At 64.1% G+C, this 15,205-nt stretch carries 13 protein-coding genes and 1 tRNA gene; 6 read left to right on the top strand and 8 right to left on the bottom strand.

What is annotated here, in order from left to right; genetic code table 11:
* Nucleotides 1-90: 90 nt before the first annotated feature.
* Both CH286_RS20400 and CH286_RS20395 read right to left on the bottom strand, forming a co-directional pair.
* Nucleotides 91-1,425: an ABC transporter substrate-binding protein gene (locus CH286_RS20400; protein ID WP_032378976.1), complete on the bottom strand. Its 1,335-nt coding sequence runs from the start codon at nucleotides 1,423-1,425 to the stop codon at nucleotides 91-93.
* 173 nt (nucleotides 1,426-1,598) lie between these two features.
* Nucleotides 1,599-2,231, bottom strand: coding sequence for an ANTAR domain-containing response regulator (locus CH286_RS20395; protein ID WP_032378977.1), 633 nt, complete (start codon nucleotides 2,229-2,231; stop codon nucleotides 1,599-1,601).
* Nucleotides 2,232-2,351: 120 nt separating this feature from the next.
* Here CH286_RS20395 and CH286_RS20390 point away from each other — a divergent pair.
* From CH286_RS20390 to CH286_RS20385, 3 genes are all read left to right on the top strand, one after another.
* A tRNA-Leu gene (locus CH286_RS20390) sits at nucleotides 2,352-2,428 on the top strand.
* A gap of 66 nt (nucleotides 2,429-2,494) precedes the next feature.
* Entirely contained in the window at nucleotides 2,495-2,671 is a 177-nt protein-coding gene (locus tag CH286_RS27895) for a hypothetical protein (protein WP_165430221.1), read from the top strand.
* Between the two features lie 3 nt (nucleotides 2,672-2,674).
* Nucleotides 2,675-3,406 carry an AAA family ATPase gene (locus tag CH286_RS20385; RefSeq protein WP_032404005.1) on the top strand — a complete coding sequence of 244 codons (732 nt, stop codon included), beginning with the start codon at nucleotides 2,675-2,677 and terminating at the stop codon, nucleotides 3,404-3,406.
* A 15-nt stretch (nucleotides 3,407-3,421) separates the two neighbouring features.
* On the opposite strand, the gene CH286_RS20380 is transcribed toward CH286_RS20385, so the two are convergent.
* Entirely contained in the window at nucleotides 3,422-4,396 is a 975-nt protein-coding gene (locus CH286_RS20380) for an AraC family transcriptional regulator (protein WP_032404004.1), read from the bottom strand.
* A 120-nt stretch (nucleotides 4,397-4,516) separates the two neighbouring features.
* Here CH286_RS20380 and CH286_RS20375 point away from each other — a divergent pair, with 120 nt between their 5' ends.
* Both CH286_RS20375 and CH286_RS20370 read left to right on the top strand, forming a co-directional pair.
* Nucleotides 4,517-5,398 carry an NAD(P)H-binding protein gene (locus tag CH286_RS20375; RefSeq protein ID WP_094610216.1) on the top strand — a complete coding sequence of 294 codons (882 nt, stop codon included), beginning with the start codon at nucleotides 4,517-4,519 and terminating at the stop codon, nucleotides 5,396-5,398.
* A complete protein-coding gene (locus CH286_RS20370; RefSeq protein WP_094610215.1) occupies nucleotides 5,395-5,886 on the top strand; it encodes an anthrone oxygenase family protein in 492 nt (163 codons plus the stop codon). Before CH286_RS20375 ends, CH286_RS20370 begins: the two co-directional genes overlap by 4 nt.
* On the opposite strand, the gene CH286_RS20365 is transcribed toward CH286_RS20370, so the two are convergent.
* A complete protein-coding gene (locus CH286_RS20365) occupies nucleotides 5,862-6,065 on the bottom strand; it encodes a hypothetical protein (RefSeq protein WP_032378984.1) in 204 nt (67 codons plus the stop codon). The genes CH286_RS20370 and CH286_RS20365 overlap by 25 nt on opposite strands.
* Nucleotides 6,066-6,121: 56 nt before the next feature.
* Between CH286_RS20365 and CH286_RS20360 the strand changes: the two genes are divergently transcribed.
* Entirely contained in the window at nucleotides 6,122-6,646 is a 525-nt protein-coding gene (locus CH286_RS20360) for a DNA-deoxyinosine glycosylase (protein WP_037150767.1), read from the top strand.
* On the opposite strand, the gene CH286_RS20355 is transcribed toward CH286_RS20360, so the two are convergent.
* The 4 genes from CH286_RS20355 to gltB form a co-directional block, all read right to left on the bottom strand.
* Complete coding sequence (locus CH286_RS20355) at nucleotides 6,612-7,538, bottom strand: acyl-CoA thioesterase (protein WP_052070679.1); 927 nt, start codon at nucleotides 7,536-7,538, stop codon at nucleotides 6,612-6,614. The two genes, CH286_RS20360 and CH286_RS20355, sit on opposite strands and share 35 nt — an antisense overlap.
* Nucleotides 7,539-8,957 carry a pyruvate kinase gene (pyk, locus tag CH286_RS20350; protein WP_080730620.1) on the bottom strand — a complete coding sequence of 473 codons (1,419 nt, stop codon included), beginning with the start codon at nucleotides 8,955-8,957 and terminating at the stop codon, nucleotides 7,539-7,541.
* A 122-nt stretch (nucleotides 8,958-9,079) separates the two neighbouring features.
* On the bottom strand, nucleotides 9,080-10,585 hold the full coding sequence (locus tag CH286_RS20345) for a glutamate synthase subunit beta (RefSeq protein WP_032403999.1): 1,506 nt from the start codon (nucleotides 10,583-10,585) through the stop codon (nucleotides 9,080-9,082).
* Entirely contained in the window at nucleotides 10,578-15,161 is a 4,584-nt protein-coding gene (gene gltB, locus CH286_RS20340; protein WP_032404071.1) for a glutamate synthase large subunit, read from the bottom strand. The genes CH286_RS20345 and gltB overlap by 8 nt, the downstream gene beginning before the upstream one ends.
* Between the last annotated feature and the right edge of the window lie 44 nt (nucleotides 15,162-15,205).

The raw sequence follows: 15,205 nt of genomic DNA, 5'->3' as shown, positions 1-15,205 counted from the left end.
GTCTGTGCACCCGCATCGACCGGTACACACAACACTGGGCCCGAGTCCTGATCGAGGACTCGGGCCCAGTGCCTGTGTGTCAGTTACCGATCACTCGCCGACGACGATGTATCCGTCCGTCGTCAGCTTGTTGTCCGGCCCGAAGACCAGGTTGCCGTAGGAACCGGTGGCGGGCTCACCTGCATCACTGAAGTTCAGCGCGCCCGTGATTCCGTCGTAGTCGATATCCGTTCCGGCCTTGACGAGCGGAAGGCACTCGGCGTAGCTGGTGCACTTGGTGCCGTCCTTGGTGATGCTGTTGATGTTGGCAGCGATATCGGTGCCTGCCGTCGACTTCGCCTGCTCGGCCGCGAGTGCCGAGATGACCACTGCGTCGTAGGACTCACCGGCGTAGTTGAAGTCCACCAGCGCCGGGTCGACTCCCTTGAGGCGGTCCTGGAAGGCCGTTCCGACGTCGGTCAACGGGGTGGTTCCGCGCATGGTGTCCAGCAGACCTGCTGCCACAGACTCACCGAGCGCATTACCCATGTTGCCGTCGACGCCGAACACTGCCGTGCCGTCGGACGGTCCGATGCCGATCTCGTGCATACGGGTGATGATCTTCGCGGACTCCTCGAAGCCGATGATGGCAACGGCATCCGGGTTGAAGTTCTTCACGCCGTCGACCTCGGCGTTGAACGACTGTGCGTTCGGGTCGTAGATGGTCGTCTGAATCTGGTCTGCCGCGATGCCTGCCTCTTCGAGGTTGTCCGCGGTGTTCTTGGCCAGACCCGTGCCGTAGGGATCGTTGAGCGCGAGGATGGAGACGCGCTGCGCGCCGTCCTCGGCGATCAGCTGCGAGAGTGCCTGTGCCTGCAGCACGTCGGTGGGAGCGGTACGGAAGTACTGTCCCTTGTCCGGGTAGCAGACGAACTGGTCCGAGGTGTTGGCGGGCGAGAACTCCACGACGCCTGCGCTGGCGATCTTGTCGATGACCTTGAGGGAGACCGAGGACGATGCTGCACCGACGATGACGTTCGCGCCGCCGGCGAGCAGGCGGTCGACCGTGGTGTTGGCGGTGTCCGTCGTCGTATCGCCGGAGTCACCGGGGATGAGGGTGACGGGCTGATCGAGGACGCCACCGGCGCCGTTGACGTCGTTGACGGCCAATTGAACACCGGCAACCTCGGGCGGTCCGAGGAAGGCCAGGGTTCCGGTCTCGGGGAGAAGGGTTCCCACCACCAGAGGCGACGTGTCGGGGGTTGCCCCGGCAGTGGCCTGCTCGGGCGTGCAGTCGGTGGAGACGGTCGTTTCCGCGGCTGCAGTGCCGCCGCTGGCACTGGTGGTATCGGTCGAGCCGGAGTCGTCGCTCGACGAACAGCCGAACAGTGCGAGCGAGGTGACGCTCAGCACCGCAGCCGTGCGGACATAGGTCCGAATTGCCATCTAGGTTCTCCTTGAAATTGCTCGTCGTTGAAGCGCACCTGAGTTACATGTGGCTCACGTGTGGATCAGACGCTAATGCTCGGAGTCGATTCGCAAGGCCTAGAACGACGCTCGTGACCTGACTGTGACCTAGAGAGACGAAGTTTTACGTGGCCGTAGCTTTCGCGAGCCGATCAGCCCTCTGCCGCAGGCTTGTTCGCAGGAGTACCGAGTGTCTCGATCACAACCTCGGCGACAGCCTTCATCGTCGTTCTGCGATCCATCGCTGCTCGTTGAATCCACTTGAACGCCTGCGGTTCTGTGAGCGATTGCGACTCCATCAGAATGCCCTTGGCCTTCTCGATCAACTTCCGCGTTTCCAGTCGATCCTGCAGATCGGCTATCTCGGATTCGAGTGCAGAGATCTCGCTGAAACGACTGGCTGCCAACTCCACCGCGGGCATCAGATCTGCTTTGGTGAACGGCTTGACCAGATAGGCCATCGCTCCGGCGTCACGTGCCTTCTCGACCAGCTCACGCTGACTGAACGCGGTGAGAATGACGACGGGGGCGATGCGCTTCTCGGCGATCTCCGACGCCGCATCTATCCCGTCTCGACGCGGCATCTTGACGTCCATGATGACCAGATCGGGACGTAGTTCGACGGCCAAGTCCACCGCCTGCTGACCGTCCGCGGCCTCCCCGACCACGTCGTAGCCCTCTTCGCGGAGCATCTCCACGAGGTCCAATCGAATCAGGGATTCGTCCTCTGCCACCACCACACGAAGCGGGGGCTTGCCAGTACCGTGCGCACCAGGAGCGTTCATCTGTATCGGTCTCCTTTGACAGTCATCGCCCATCAGGGCCGTCGACCATCTGAAGGGTACCGGTGCGCGCCCCCGAAAGCGCATCTTCTAAACTCGTCAATCGTTGCTTGAAAGACGCCAGCCCTCGTATCCCAATTGGCAGAGGAAACGGATTCAAAACCCGTCCAGTGTGAGTTCGAGTCTCACCGAGGGCACCACAGCAGCAAAGCGCGTCGAGCGGTCGATCGGTAAAGGCCGCCCATGATCGCGCCTACAGTGGAGTCATGTACATACCCAGCAGTCTTCGATGCCATGACACCAGCGCGGGCAAATTGTGCGCGCAGAAGGTCGACCACCGTTTCGGAGATTCCGCGGACCAGTCCGCTCAGTGGGTGTACTACACCTGCAGCGCGGACTCCGCTCACGAGACCGGTTACGTCGACCGCCTGGTCACCGCCTGAATCATGTTCGTAGAGCGCGCCTACGTCGATGCCGACGACGTCGGATCGGATTGGCCCTTCACCGTGCCTGCAGTCGCCGACCTCGCTCGCGACGGACTCGAATTCCTGGCGCCGGTCACAATTCTGGTCGGCGACAACGGTTCCGGTAAATCGACCCTTGTCGAGGCGATCGCCGAGGGTTTCGGAATCGATGCCCGCGGCGGGCGGGCGGCGCAGCAGTCGCGTCGACTCGACGAGGTGACCAGCGCCCTCGGCGAGGTGCTCGAGCTGGAAACCACACCGCGGGGTTCTCGAATGCTTCGTGGCCCACGACTGCAGAAACGCGGCTTCTTCCTCCGCGCCGAAACCGCATTCGACATGGCCGAAAACCTCGGTGGTATGCCGGGTTTCTGGGAAGAGAACACAGCCGAGATGAGTCACGGCGAAGGCTTCCTCGCCATGTTCGGTGCGATGTTGGCCGAACCCGGCTTCTATGTCCTGGACGAGCCCGAGTCGGCTCTGTCGTTCACCGCAAGCCTGCAGCTCGTCGCGCTGATGTCCGAACTGGGCGACGAGGGGGCACAGATCGTCTGTGCCACGCACTCTCCGATCCTGGCCTCGACACCGGGCGCGGACATCGTGGAAGTGGGCGAACACGGTCTGCGCCGAAGCACCTGGGACGAACTCGAATTGGTGCAGCACTGGCGTCGATACCTCGACGATCCGAACAGCTACCTCCGCCATCTGCTCGGCTGACCTGCAGCCCGTCGCTCACCCTGCCGTCAGCGAGACCTCCTGACGACGACGCACGCTCCCCGGTGACACCCCCGTCGCGCGTTTGAACGCCTTACCGAACGCCGCCTCCGAGAGATAGCCACTGCGCCGGGCCAATTCGGCTACCGAGACATCACCCGACCGAAGACTGTCGTGGGCGATCTGCATCCGCCACATCGAGAGATAGCGCATCACCGATTCACCGACCAACTCGGTGAATCGGGCAGAGAACGCCGAACGAGACATCTTCACCTCGGCAGCCAGTGCGGCAACCGTCCACTGCGCGTCGGGGTTTCGATGAATGAGGGCGAGCGCCGCGCCGACCTGAGAATCCGCGAGTGCGCCGAGCCATCCGGACCGTGCCCGCTCGTCGTCCGCCATCCACGACCGCAGAGCCTGGATCACCAGCACGTCGGACAGCCTGGTGATGACCGCTTCTCCCCCAGGCTCCAGCGAGGTCGCCTCGTCGGCGACCATGGCCAAGAGCGAGTGCATCCGAGACTGCCGCGGGCCCGAATCCGCATCGATGACGACGAGCGCAGGCAACACACCGATGAGTTGCTGCGCCGCCGGATGATCCAGTCGCACTGCGCCGCACATGAGCGTCGCGCTCGCTTCCCCGCTGCCGCTTCGGATGACCGCGTATCGATCGCTGACGTAGTCGTGCGGAAGGTCGTAGACAACAGGCGCACTCACTGCTGCGTCGTCATCGCTGGCGAGCACGTGCCCGCGGCCGTGCGGAACCAGAGCGAAGTCACCGGGAAGGAGGTCGCGAGTGGGGACGCCCGGCACCGACAACCGACATCGCCCGCTGACGACGGTGTGGAACCAGAGCGCGTCTTCCATGGACGGCAACTCCAAACCCCACGACCCGGACAGCTCGGATCTGCAGTAGAAGGATCCTGTCATTCGCAGAAAGTGCAGCGCCTCCCCGAGGGGATCGGGCGACTTCCACGGGTCGAGTCCACGCATTGATCGATCGTCTCACAGCGTGGACGATCGGACATCTTTTCGAGCCGATAAGTCATTGTCCATCCAGCTCTGGACGTCCAGAGTGGATGCAGTGACAACGGACTCAACGGAAGGAACACCATGATCACGATTCTGGGAGCGACCGGTCAGGTCGGATATCGCGTCGCCGAGAGACTTCTGAAGGAGGGCAGGCACGTGCGCGCAATCGGCCGGAACACCGCTCGCCTCGACGCGCTGGCGGCTGGTGGCGCGCACACCGTCCAGGCGGACCTAACACCCGTGCCGGCCGCATCCTTCGCGGGGAGCGAGGCCGTGTTCGCGATGCTGCCGAGCAATCCCTACGCCGAGGACTTCGCCGCCGAGCAGGCAATGTGGGGCGCCTCGATCGTCGATGCCCTCCGCGTGTCCGAGGTGGAGAGGATCGTGGCGCTGAGCAGCCTCGGTGCCGATCGCCTCGACGCACCCGGCGTCATCGGCTGCCTCGCCGAACAGGAAGAACGCCTCCGGACATCGACCGATCGGAGCCTTCACCTGCTGCGTCCGGTGTCGTTCTTCGAGAACTTGCTTCCGGCGGCGCAACAGCTGACCGACAGTGGAACACACGTGGACTCGGTGGACCCGCACCTTCCGATTCCGATGATCGCCACCTCGGACATCGCCGACGCCGCCGTACGGGCACTGACCGATTCGCCGTGGGACGGTGTACGCACCCAGGTTTTGCTGGGCGAGCGAGACCTCAGCTACGCCGAGGCCACGGCAATTCTGGGAGAACGACTGGCAATCACAGCGGCGCGTTACGAGCGCCTGCCGTACGAGGCCATGGCAGACGTGCTCGTCTCGATTGGATTCTCGCGATCGTATGCACAGTTGTACGTCGACATGACCAGGGCATTCAACACCGAAGAACTGACCCGTGACGTTCGCCGGTCACCCGACAACAGCACCGAGACCTCATTCGAAGAATTCGCGGACTCGATTCCGGCACCGGCAGCCGTGTCATGATCGACCGAATAGCCTCCGCATCAACACTTGTCGGCGCAATCGGATCAGCATTGATGGCGGGAGTGCTGCTGGCGTTCTCGATCAGCGTGCTGCCCGGACTGAAGACCCTTCCGGTTCCGATCGCGATCTCCTCGATGCAGAGTGCCAATGCAGCGATCCTCAATCCGCTGTTTCTCATCCTGTTCATGGGCACGGCGCTGTCTTGCGTGATCGCAGCCGTGTCGACTCCGTTCACCGACCGCGGCCACTCCGCACTGATCATCGCCGGGGCAATGCTGTACGTGATCGGGTGCTTCGCGGTCACGGTCACACTGAATGTGCCCCTCAACGACGCGTTGGCTGCAGCCGACTCGACCACCGCGGCAGGAGCGGCGACGTGGGAAGAGTTCACGACGAAGTGGGTGCTGTGGAACAACATTCGTACCGCGGCCGCGACCGCAGCATGCGCGGTCCTGATTCTGGGTCAGGGCAGATCGGTACTGGGCTGATCGGACGTCGAATCCTGGTGTCGCTTGCGAATTTCTTCCTCGAACCGCGCGATGAGGTGGTCGGTGTCGGCGGTCGAGACGTCGCGTGCGCCCTCGTCCATCGCTGCGTCACGCCCCCGGCGCAGTGCGGCGAGTTCGGCTTCGAGTTCGTTGTTGTCGAGTACACGTGGATCCAACATCTCTCCATTGTGGTCCCCACTCCCGCACCCCCGCGGGGATTTGCTTCAATCGCGCCATGAACGTCGTGCACAGTTTCGAGCCGATCGTCGGCCCGGGCGCAACCACCCTGGTTCTGGGCTCCATGCCCGGCGTCGCATCGCTGGCGGCGCAGCAGTACTACGCCCATCCACGAAATGCGTTCTGGCCGATCATGGGAACGTTGTTCGGTGCCGGACCCGAACTCCCGTACGACGCACGCACAGAGCGCCTCCGAGACCACCGAATTGCCGTCTGGGATGTACTGAAACTGTGCACGCGCGCGGGCAGTCTCGATTCGGCAATTGTCGAATCATCTATCGTTGCAAACGATTTCGAGTCACTTTTCGCGCAGCAGCCGAATATCGACAGGGTGTTCTTCAACGGAGCCAAGGCGGCCGAGAGCTACCGACGTCACGTGGCGACGGGACTGCCGCTCCCCCGCGTCGAATTCACCCGGTTGCCCTCTACCAGTCCGGCGCACGCCTCACTGGACCTTGCAGCCAAGACTCGGGCCTGGGCGAGCGCGTTCAGTCGCGGACCCGCTTCGGAAAATGTCGAATGAGGCCTTCCTGCACGACCGTTGCCAGCAACTGGCCGTCCATCGAGAAGAAACGACCGGTGGCCAGGCCACGCGAGCCGGCGGCGACGGGTGATTCGGTGGCGTACAGGGCCCACTCGTCGAACCTGAACGGTCGGTGGAACCAGATGGAGTGGTTCACCGTGGCGGCGACGATCCGATCGAGTCCCCACGACAGTCCGTGAGTGGTGATGATCGAATCGAGCACGGTGGTGTCCGACGCGTAGCCCATGGTCGCGGCGTGAAATATCGAGGCGTCGGGCAGATCGCCGTCGGCCTTCATCCAGACTCGATTGTGATTGAGCTTCTCACCGGTACCGTGCATGATCCAGGCCGGATCGTTCGCGTAGCGCATGTCGATCGGCTTGAGAGCATCGACGAACATCTGGAGTCGATCCTCGTACCCGACGAAATGATCGCCCAGGGGTGGCAGCGCGTCGGGGTACGGGACCTCGGGAACCTCGACGCTGTGTTCCAGGCCTTTTCCGAAATCTTGGAACGCTGCGAGCATGACGAACAGCTCGTTGCCGTCCTGGACAGCAGTCACCTGACGGTTGGCGAAGGCGCGGCCGTCGCGCTGGCGCGAGACCCGGTATTCGATGGGCTTCTTGACGTCACCACCGCGGATGAAGTGGGCGTTGATCGCGTGGACGTCCCGCGACGTGCCGGACACGGTGCGACCCGCTGCGATCAGGCCCTGTGCGACAAGTTGTCCCCCGAACGTACGGCTCCCCACCTGCTCGGGGTGAACGCCGACGAACACGTCCTCCTCGACCTCCTCCAGTGCGAGGAGATCGAGGAGCGTCTCGAGATCGGTCTTCACCGCTGTACTGCTCGGCGCGCTTTCGCTGACGCCGGTTCCCCCCGCTTCGACCACTTACCGGTCCTCTTCTCCGATTCGGTGCACATGGATCAAGTTGGTCGAGCCTACTGTGCCGGGAGGGGCACCGGCCACGATCACGACCTGATCGCCCTTGTTGTACCGACCGAGTTCGAGCAGCGCCTTGTCGACCTCTTTGACCATCGCGTCCGTGGACCCCACGTCGGGTACCAGGAACGTCTCGGTTCCCCAGCTCAGCGACAGCTGGCTGCGTACCTCGGAGATCGAGGTGAACGCGAGAAGAGGAAGCTTGGTGTGCAGACGGGCCAACCGTCGAACGGTGTCACCCGACTGTGTGAAGGCCACGAGAGCCTTGGCATCCAGCCGCTCTCCGATGTCGCGGGCGGCGTAGGAGATCACGCCGCGCTTGGTGCGCGGGACGTGTGTCAGCGGCGGAACGCTGTCGCCCTCGGTCTCGACCGTCTCGACGATGCGCGCCATGGTCCGCACCGTCTCCATGACGTACTTGCCGACCGAGGTCTCACCGGACAGCATCACCGCATCGGTGCCGTCGAGCACCGCGTTGGCCACGTCGGAGGCCTCGGCGCGCGTCGGACGGGAATTCTCGATCATCGATTCGAGCATCTGAGTCGCGACGATGACGGGCTTGGCGTTGGCGCGAGCGATCTGAATGGCGCGCTTCTGCACCAGCGGGACCTGCTCGAGCGGCAACTCGACGCCGAGGTCACCGCGGGCAACCATGATGGCGTCGAACGCGAGCACGATGGCTTCGAGGTTGTCGACAGCCTCGGGCTTCTCCAGCTTGGCGATGACGGGAACTCGGCGGCCGACACGATCCATGACGGCATGGACGAGTTCGACGTCCGCGGGCGAACGGACGAACGAGAGCGCGATGAAGTCGCATCCCAGAGCGAGTGCGAATTCGAGGTCCGCGATGTCCTTCTCGCTCATGGCCGGAACGGACACGTCCATGCCGGGCAGGGAGACGCCCTTGTTGTTGCTGACCGGTCCACCTTCGGTGACACGACACAGCACGTCGTTGCCTTCGACTCCGGTGACCACGAGGCCGACCTTGCCGTCGTCCACGAGGAGGCGGTCGCCTTCCTTCGCGTCCTGAGCCAGTTCCTTGTAAGTGGTCGACACCCGGTCGTGGGTGCCTTCGCACTCCTCGACGGTGATACGGATCAGCTCACCGCTGGCCCAGGTGGTCGAGCCCTCGGCGAAGCGGCCGAGACGAATCTTCGGTCCCTGCAGGTCGGCCAGAATGCCCACGGCTTTGCCGGTGGCGTCCGACGCTGCGCGGACCCTCTCGTAGTTGGCCTGGTGATCGGGGTGATCACCATGGCTGAAGTTCAGTCGTGCGACATCCATTCCACTCTCTACGAGTTCACGGATTCGCTCTGTGGTTGCGGTTGCGGGTCCAAGGGTGCAGACAATCTTCGTACGTCGGCTCACGAAAGCGAGCCTAGCCGCTGGACGCCCCGTTCTCTATCGCAGACGTTCCCAGTCGGATACTACCGATCGGTAGCCTCGCTACGCCGCTGCTGGGACGGTCTGCACCGGTTCAGAGACGAGCGTCACACCACCGCGAGAGGCAGTGCCGTGGGGTGCACCGGAGACGGCAATTCCGAGTGCCCGGTGAGGAAAGCGTCGACTCCATGAGCCGCCGATCGTCCCTCTGCGATCGCCCACACGACCAACGACGCACCTCGATGCGCATCTCCGCAGACGAACACCCCAGGCGCGGTGGTCTGCCAGTCGGGACCACACGACAACGCACCACGCTTGGTGAGCGCGAGGCCGTACTCGTCGAGCAACGGACCGTGCTCCACGCCTTCGAAACCGATGGCGAACAGCGCCAGATCACAGGGCAGTTCGACCTCTTCACCGATCGGTGTGACGACGCGTCGACCGTCCGCGTCACGCTGCACCTCCACCTCGGCCAGCACCATGGCACGCACGTGTCCGCGCTCGTCACCGAGGAAGCGCTGCACGGCCACCTGATGACGTACAACGCCGCCCTCGGCGTGCGCAGGCGAGGTGCGCAGTACCAACGGCCACGACGGCCACGGCGACAGGCTGTCGTCGCGTGCCCCGGGCAGAGCAGGGTTGTAATCGAGCTGGGTGACCGACGCGGCACCTTGGCGGTGCGCCGTACCCAGACAGTCGGCCCCGGTGTCGCCGCCGCCGATGATCACCACATGCTTGTCCGCGGCCGAGATCGACGTGGGACCGTCGCCCTCACATTCCTTGTTCGACGGCACCAGGTGTTCCATCGCCAGGTGGATACCGTCGAGTTCGCGACCGATCACCTCGGTGTTGTCTCGGGCCCGCAGAGCGCCGACCGCCAGCACGACGGCATCGAAGGATTCGCGGAGCTGCTCGACCGTGAAGTCGATGCCCACCTCGCAGTCGGTCACGAAATGTGTTCCCTCGGCCCGCATCTGCATCAGGCGCTGATCCAGCACCGACTTCTCCAGCTTGAACTCGGGGATGCCGTACCGGAGCAGACCACCCAGGCGGTCATCCCGCTCGTACACCGTGACGTCGTGTCCGGCGCGTGTGAGCTGTTGTGCCGCAGCCAATCCCGCAGGACCGGATCCCACGACGGCGACTCGCTTGCCGGTGGTGATCGTCGGCGGCTGCGGAACGATGCTGCCCTCTTCCCAGGCCAGATCCGCGATGGTCTGCTCGACCCGCTTGATCGTGACGCTACCGCCGGTGGCCGCCTCGGAAATCGAAAGCACACAGGCTGATTCGCACGGTGCCGGGCACACCCGACCGGTGAACTCCGGGAAGTTGTTGGTCGCGTGCAGTCGGTCGCTCGCCGCATCCCACCGGTCACGACGAACCAGATCGTTCCACTCGGGAATGAGATTGCCCAGCGGACAACCTGCAGTTCCGGAGTGGCAGAACGGAATTCCGCAGTCCATACAACGACGTGCCTGATCGGAGACCTCCGCGGCCCGTTCGCTCGTCGGCTGGTGCGAATACACCTCGTTCCAGTCCTTGACGCGCTCACCGATCGGACGCTTGACAGCCTCGCGCTTGACGACTTTCAGAAATCCCTGTGGATCAGCCACGTGCAGCCTCCATGATCGCAGCATCGACGTCGCGCCCTTCGGCACGCGCCATTCGAGTCGCTTCCAGCACCCGCTGGTAGTCGACGGGCATGACTTTGGTGAACAGCGCGGACCGGCGTGGCCAGTCGGCCAGCAACGAGGTCGCGACGGTGGACCCGGTCCAGCGCTGGTGATTCTCGACGGTCTCGCGCAGCCACACCAGATCGTCCGGGTTGGGGACCTGCAGTTCGACCATCGCCATGTTCACGTCGGCCGGATCGAGACCGAGAACGAAGGCGATACCGCCGGACATTCCCGCGGCCATGTTGCGACCGGTCGGGCCCAGCACGACGACCCGGCCACCGGTCATGTACTCGAACGCGTGGTCACCCACGCCCTCGTTCACCGCGATCGCTCCCGAGTTCCGGACCGCGAAGCGCTCCCCTGCCTTGCCCCTCAGGTACACCTCGCCCGAGGTTGCGCCGTACAGAATGGTGTTGCCGGCGATCACGTTGTCCTCGGCGACGAAGGGCGCATCGTCGGCCGGACGCACCACGATGCGACCACCCGACAGTCCCTTGCCGACATAGTCGTTCGCGTCACCGACCAGATCGATCGTGATACCCGGTGGAAGGAAGGCACCGAGCGACTGCCCTGCCGATCCGGTGAACGCAACGCGAATGGTGTCGTCCGGGAGTCCACCCGCGCCGTAGCGTCGGGTGACCTCGGACCCCAGAAGCGTTCCGACGGTGCGGTTGACGTTACGTACCGGCAGCTCCAGCTTCACCGGATGCGCATCCTCCAGCGCTCCCTCCGCCAACTGGATCAGCGTCCGATCCAGCGCGAGATCGAGACCGTGGTCTTGCCCGCGGAGGCGTCGACGCTGCGACATCGGGGCACCGTGCCGGTCGACGGGCATCGCGAAGATCGGAGCCAGATCCAGGCCCTTGCTCTTCCAGTGTGCGACGCCTGCGGCTGTCTCCAGTACGTCGGCGTGGCCCACTGCCTCGTCGATACTGCGGAAGCCGAGCTGCGCGAGGTACTTTCGCACGTCCTCGGCGATGAACTTGAAGAAGTCCTCGAGAAACTCCGGCTTCCCGGTGAACCGCTTGCGCAGCTCCGGATTCTGGGTCGCGACCCCGACCGGGCACGTATCAAGGTGGCAGACACGCATCATGATGCATCCCGCCACGATCAGCGGAGCCGTCGAGAATCCGAATTCCTCCGCACCGAGAAGTGCCGCGACGATGACGTCGCGACCGGTGCGCATTCCACCGTCGCACTGCACGGTGATGCGGTCACGCAAGCCGTTGAGCACCAGCGTCTGCTGAGCGTCGGCCAGGCCGATCTCCCACGGAGCGCCGGCATGCTTGAGCGAGGTCAACGGTGCCGCCCCGGTGCCGCCGTCGTATCCCGAGATGAGGACGACGTCGGCGTGCGCCTTACTGACGCCGGTCGCCACCGTGCCGACGCCGACAGAACTGACGAGCTTGACGTGCACGCGCGCATTCTCGTTGGCGTTCTTGAGGTCGTGGATCAGCTGCGCGAGATCCTCGATCGAATAGATGTCGTGGTGCGGGGGCGGCGAGATCAAGCCGACGCCCGGCGTCGAATGTCGTGTCTTCGCCACCCACGGATACACCTTGTAGCCGGGCAACTGACCGCCCTCGCCTGGCTTGGCTCCCTGCGCCATCTTGATCTGAATATCGGTGGCGTTGACCAGGTAGTCGCTGGTCACCCCGAAGCGGCCACTGGCCACCTGCTTGACGGCACTGCGGCGCTTCGGGTCGTAGAGGCGGTCGACGTCCTCACCGCCCTCACCCGAGTTGGACCGGCCGCCGAGGTTGTTCATCGCCACGGCCATCGTCTCGTGCGCTTCGGCAGAAATGGATCCGTAGCTCATCGCTCCGGTGTTGAACCGCGTCACGATCGATTCGACCGACTCCACTTCGTCGAGCGGAACCGGCTGCCGCACACCATCTTTGAACTCGAACAAACCACGCAGGGCACCGCCTTCACGAGCGAGCCGGTCCACCTCGTCGGTGTACTTCTGGAACACGTCGTAGCGCCCGGTGCGGGTCGCATGCTGCAACAGGAACACCGTTTCGGGCGTGAACAGGTGCAGTTCCCCTTCCCGCCGGAACTGGTACTCACCGCCGATTTCCAACCGACGGTGAACACGGTCGGTGGGGTTCTCGGGGTACGCCCGACGGTGGCGCAGCTTGACCTCCTCGGCGAGCACGTCCAGGCCGACGCCGCCGAGCTTGCTGACCGTGCCCTTGAAGTACTCGCGCACCACCTCGCGATCGAGACCGACCGCCTCGAAAACCTGTGCGCCGGTGTAGGACCCGACGGTCGAGATGCCCATCTTGGACATCACCTTGAGCACACCCTTGCCGAGACCGTACAGATAGTTCCGTACTGCGATCGTCGGTTCGACGCCGGTCAGCTCACCCTCGCCGACGAGATCCTCGATCGATTCCATCGCCAGATACGGGTTGACCGCGGCGGCACCGAATCCGATGAGCAGCGCGAGATGATGGACTTCGCGTGCATCGCCGGATTCGACGACGAGTGCGATCTTGGTGCGCTCCTTGGTGCGCACCAGATGGTGGTGTACGGCCGAGGTGGCCAGCAACGACGGAATCGGAGCGCGGGTGTGGTCCGAGTCGCGATCGGAGATGATCAGCGTTGTGTACCCGGCAGCGATGGCTTCCGATGCCCGAGCACGCAGTTCCTCGATGGCCTCGGCGAGACCTTCGCCGCCGCGCTCGACCTCGTAGAGGCCACGCAACACCGTCGCCGACAATCCGGGGTGGTCGCCGTCGTCGTTGATGTGGATGATCTTGTTCAACTCGTCGTTGTCGAGCACCGGCCACGGCAACACGATCTGCCTGCACGACGCCGCGGTGGGCTCGAGCAGGTTCTGCTCGGGACCCATCACCCGCGCGAGCGAGGTCACGATCTCCTCCCGGATCGAATCCAGCGGCGGGTTGGTGACCTGGGCGAACAGCTCGATGAAGTAGTCGTAGAGCTGACGCGAGCGCTGCGACATGACTGCCGCAGGGGTGTCGGTGCCCATGGACCCCAGTGGCTCTCCCCCGGATGCGGCCATCGGTGTCAGTACGACGCGCAGGTCTTCCTCGGTGTAACCGAACGCGACCTGCCTGCGCACCACGGAGTCGTGGTTGTACTGAATGTGCGCGCGCTCGGGCAGGCTCTTGATCTCGAGCAGTCCGGCATGCAGCCACTCCTGATACGGATGTTCGGTGGCCAGTTGGAGCTTGATCTCCTCGTCGGGTACCAATCGTCCGGCGACGGTGTCGATCAGGAACATCTTGCCCGGCTCGAGTCGGCCCTTGGCGACGACCTCGGATTGCGGCACATCGAGCACGCCGGCCTCGCTGGCGAGGATCACGCGACCGTCGGCCGTCTGCCACCAGCGACCGGGGCGAAGCCCGTTGCGATCGAGTACGGCCCCGACGTAGCTGCCGTCGGTGAACGTCACACAAGCCGGGCCGTCCCAGGCCTCCATCATCGACGAATGGAACTGATAGAACGCCCGCACTCGCGGATCCATCGTGCGGTGGTTCTCCCACGGCTCCGGCACCATCATCATCACCACATGCGGAACACTGCGTCCACCGAGGTGCAGCAGTTCGAGCACCTCGTCCAAGGACACCGAGTCCGACGCATCGGGATTGCAGATCGGGAACAACCGCTCGAGGTCACCAGGGATCAGGTCGCTCGAGAGCAGCGCTTCCCGAGCCCGCATTCGGTTTCGGTTGCCCTTGACGGTGTTGATCTCACCGTTGTGGGCCACGTAGCGATGCGGGTGCGCCAGCGGCCACGACGGAAACGTGTTGGTGGAGAATCGACTGTGAACGATGGCAATAGCGCTCGTGCACAACGGGTTCCGCAACTCCGGGAAGTAGAGCGGCAGCTGCATCGTGGTGAGCATGCCCTTGTAGACGATGGTGCGCGAGGACAGCGATGGAAAGAACAACCCGGAGCCCTCGGCCTCGATCTCGGGGGTGACCCGTTCCGAACGCTTACGCAGCGCGTACACCAACCGATCGAGCGCCAGACCGGCCGGCCGCACGCCGTCGACCTCGGGGGCCGTGACGAAGAGGTAGCTCATGTACGGCATACAGCCCAGAGCGGTGACTCCCACGTCGGCTCGATCGGGATCTACCTCGACCGGGACCCAACCCAGGATCTCCAGACCTTCTTCGGTCGCAACGGATTCGACACGTTCGACGGCGAGCGCACGCTCCCGGATTCCCTGCGGCAGAAAACACACGCCGGCTGCAAATGTATTGTCACCGTCGGCTGATGCCGTAGGTAGATCGAACGGCGCGAGAGAGACGAGAAGTTCGACCGGGAGCTGGATCAGAATGCCTGCGCCGTCACCGCTGTTGGGTTCGGCCCCGGCAGCGCCGCGATGTTCCAGATTCTCCAGTGCCAGAACGCCGTCGGCCACAATGGCATGGGACCGTCGTCCCGCGATGTCGGCGATCATCGCCACGCCGCAGGAATCCTTCTCCAAGCTCGGGTCGTACAGACCCTGCTCCGCAGGCATCCGAGAAAACAGCACCACGATCACCTCCACGTAGGCCGGTGGGGTGCGTGAGGGCGAAG

Source organism: Rhodococcus sp. WWJCD1 (assembly GCF_002258735.1).
Taxonomy (GTDB): domain Bacteria; phylum Actinomycetota; class Actinomycetes; order Mycobacteriales; family Mycobacteriaceae; genus Rhodococcoides.
This window is presented reverse-complemented; position numbering and strand designations above follow the sequence as displayed.

Excerpts from the sequence above, each read along its gene's own strand:
- CH286_RS20365 (WP_032378984.1), bottom strand. The coding sequence starts at position 6,065 with ATGTTGGATCCACGTGTACTCGACAACAACGAACTCGAAGCCGAACTC.
- CH286_RS20400 (WP_032378976.1), bottom strand. The coding sequence starts at position 1,425 with ATGGCAATTCGGACCTATGTCCGCACGGCTGCGGTGCTGAGCGTCACC.
- CH286_RS20360 (WP_037150767.1), top strand. The coding sequence starts at position 6,122 with ATGAACGTCGTGCACAGTTTCGAGCCGATCGTCGGCCCGGGCGCAACC.
- CH286_RS20375 (WP_094610216.1), top strand. The coding sequence starts at position 4,517 with ATGATCACGATTCTGGGAGCGACCGGTCAGGTCGGATATCGCGTCGCC.
- CH286_RS20380 (WP_032404004.1), bottom strand. The coding sequence starts at position 4,396 with ATGCGTGGACTCGACCCGTGGAAGTCGCCCGATCCCCTCGGGGAGGCG.
- CH286_RS20385 (WP_032404005.1), top strand. The coding sequence starts at position 2,675 with ATGTTCGTAGAGCGCGCCTACGTCGATGCCGACGACGTCGGATCGGAT.
- CH286_RS20395 (WP_032378977.1), bottom strand. The coding sequence starts at position 2,231 with ATGAACGCTCCTGGTGCGCACGGTACTGGCAAGCCCCCGCTTCGTGTG.
- CH286_RS27895 (WP_165430221.1), top strand. The coding sequence starts at position 2,495 with ATGTACATACCCAGCAGTCTTCGATGCCATGACACCAGCGCGGGCAAA.
- CH286_RS20370 (WP_094610215.1), top strand. The coding sequence starts at position 5,395 with ATGATCGACCGAATAGCCTCCGCATCAACACTTGTCGGCGCAATCGGA.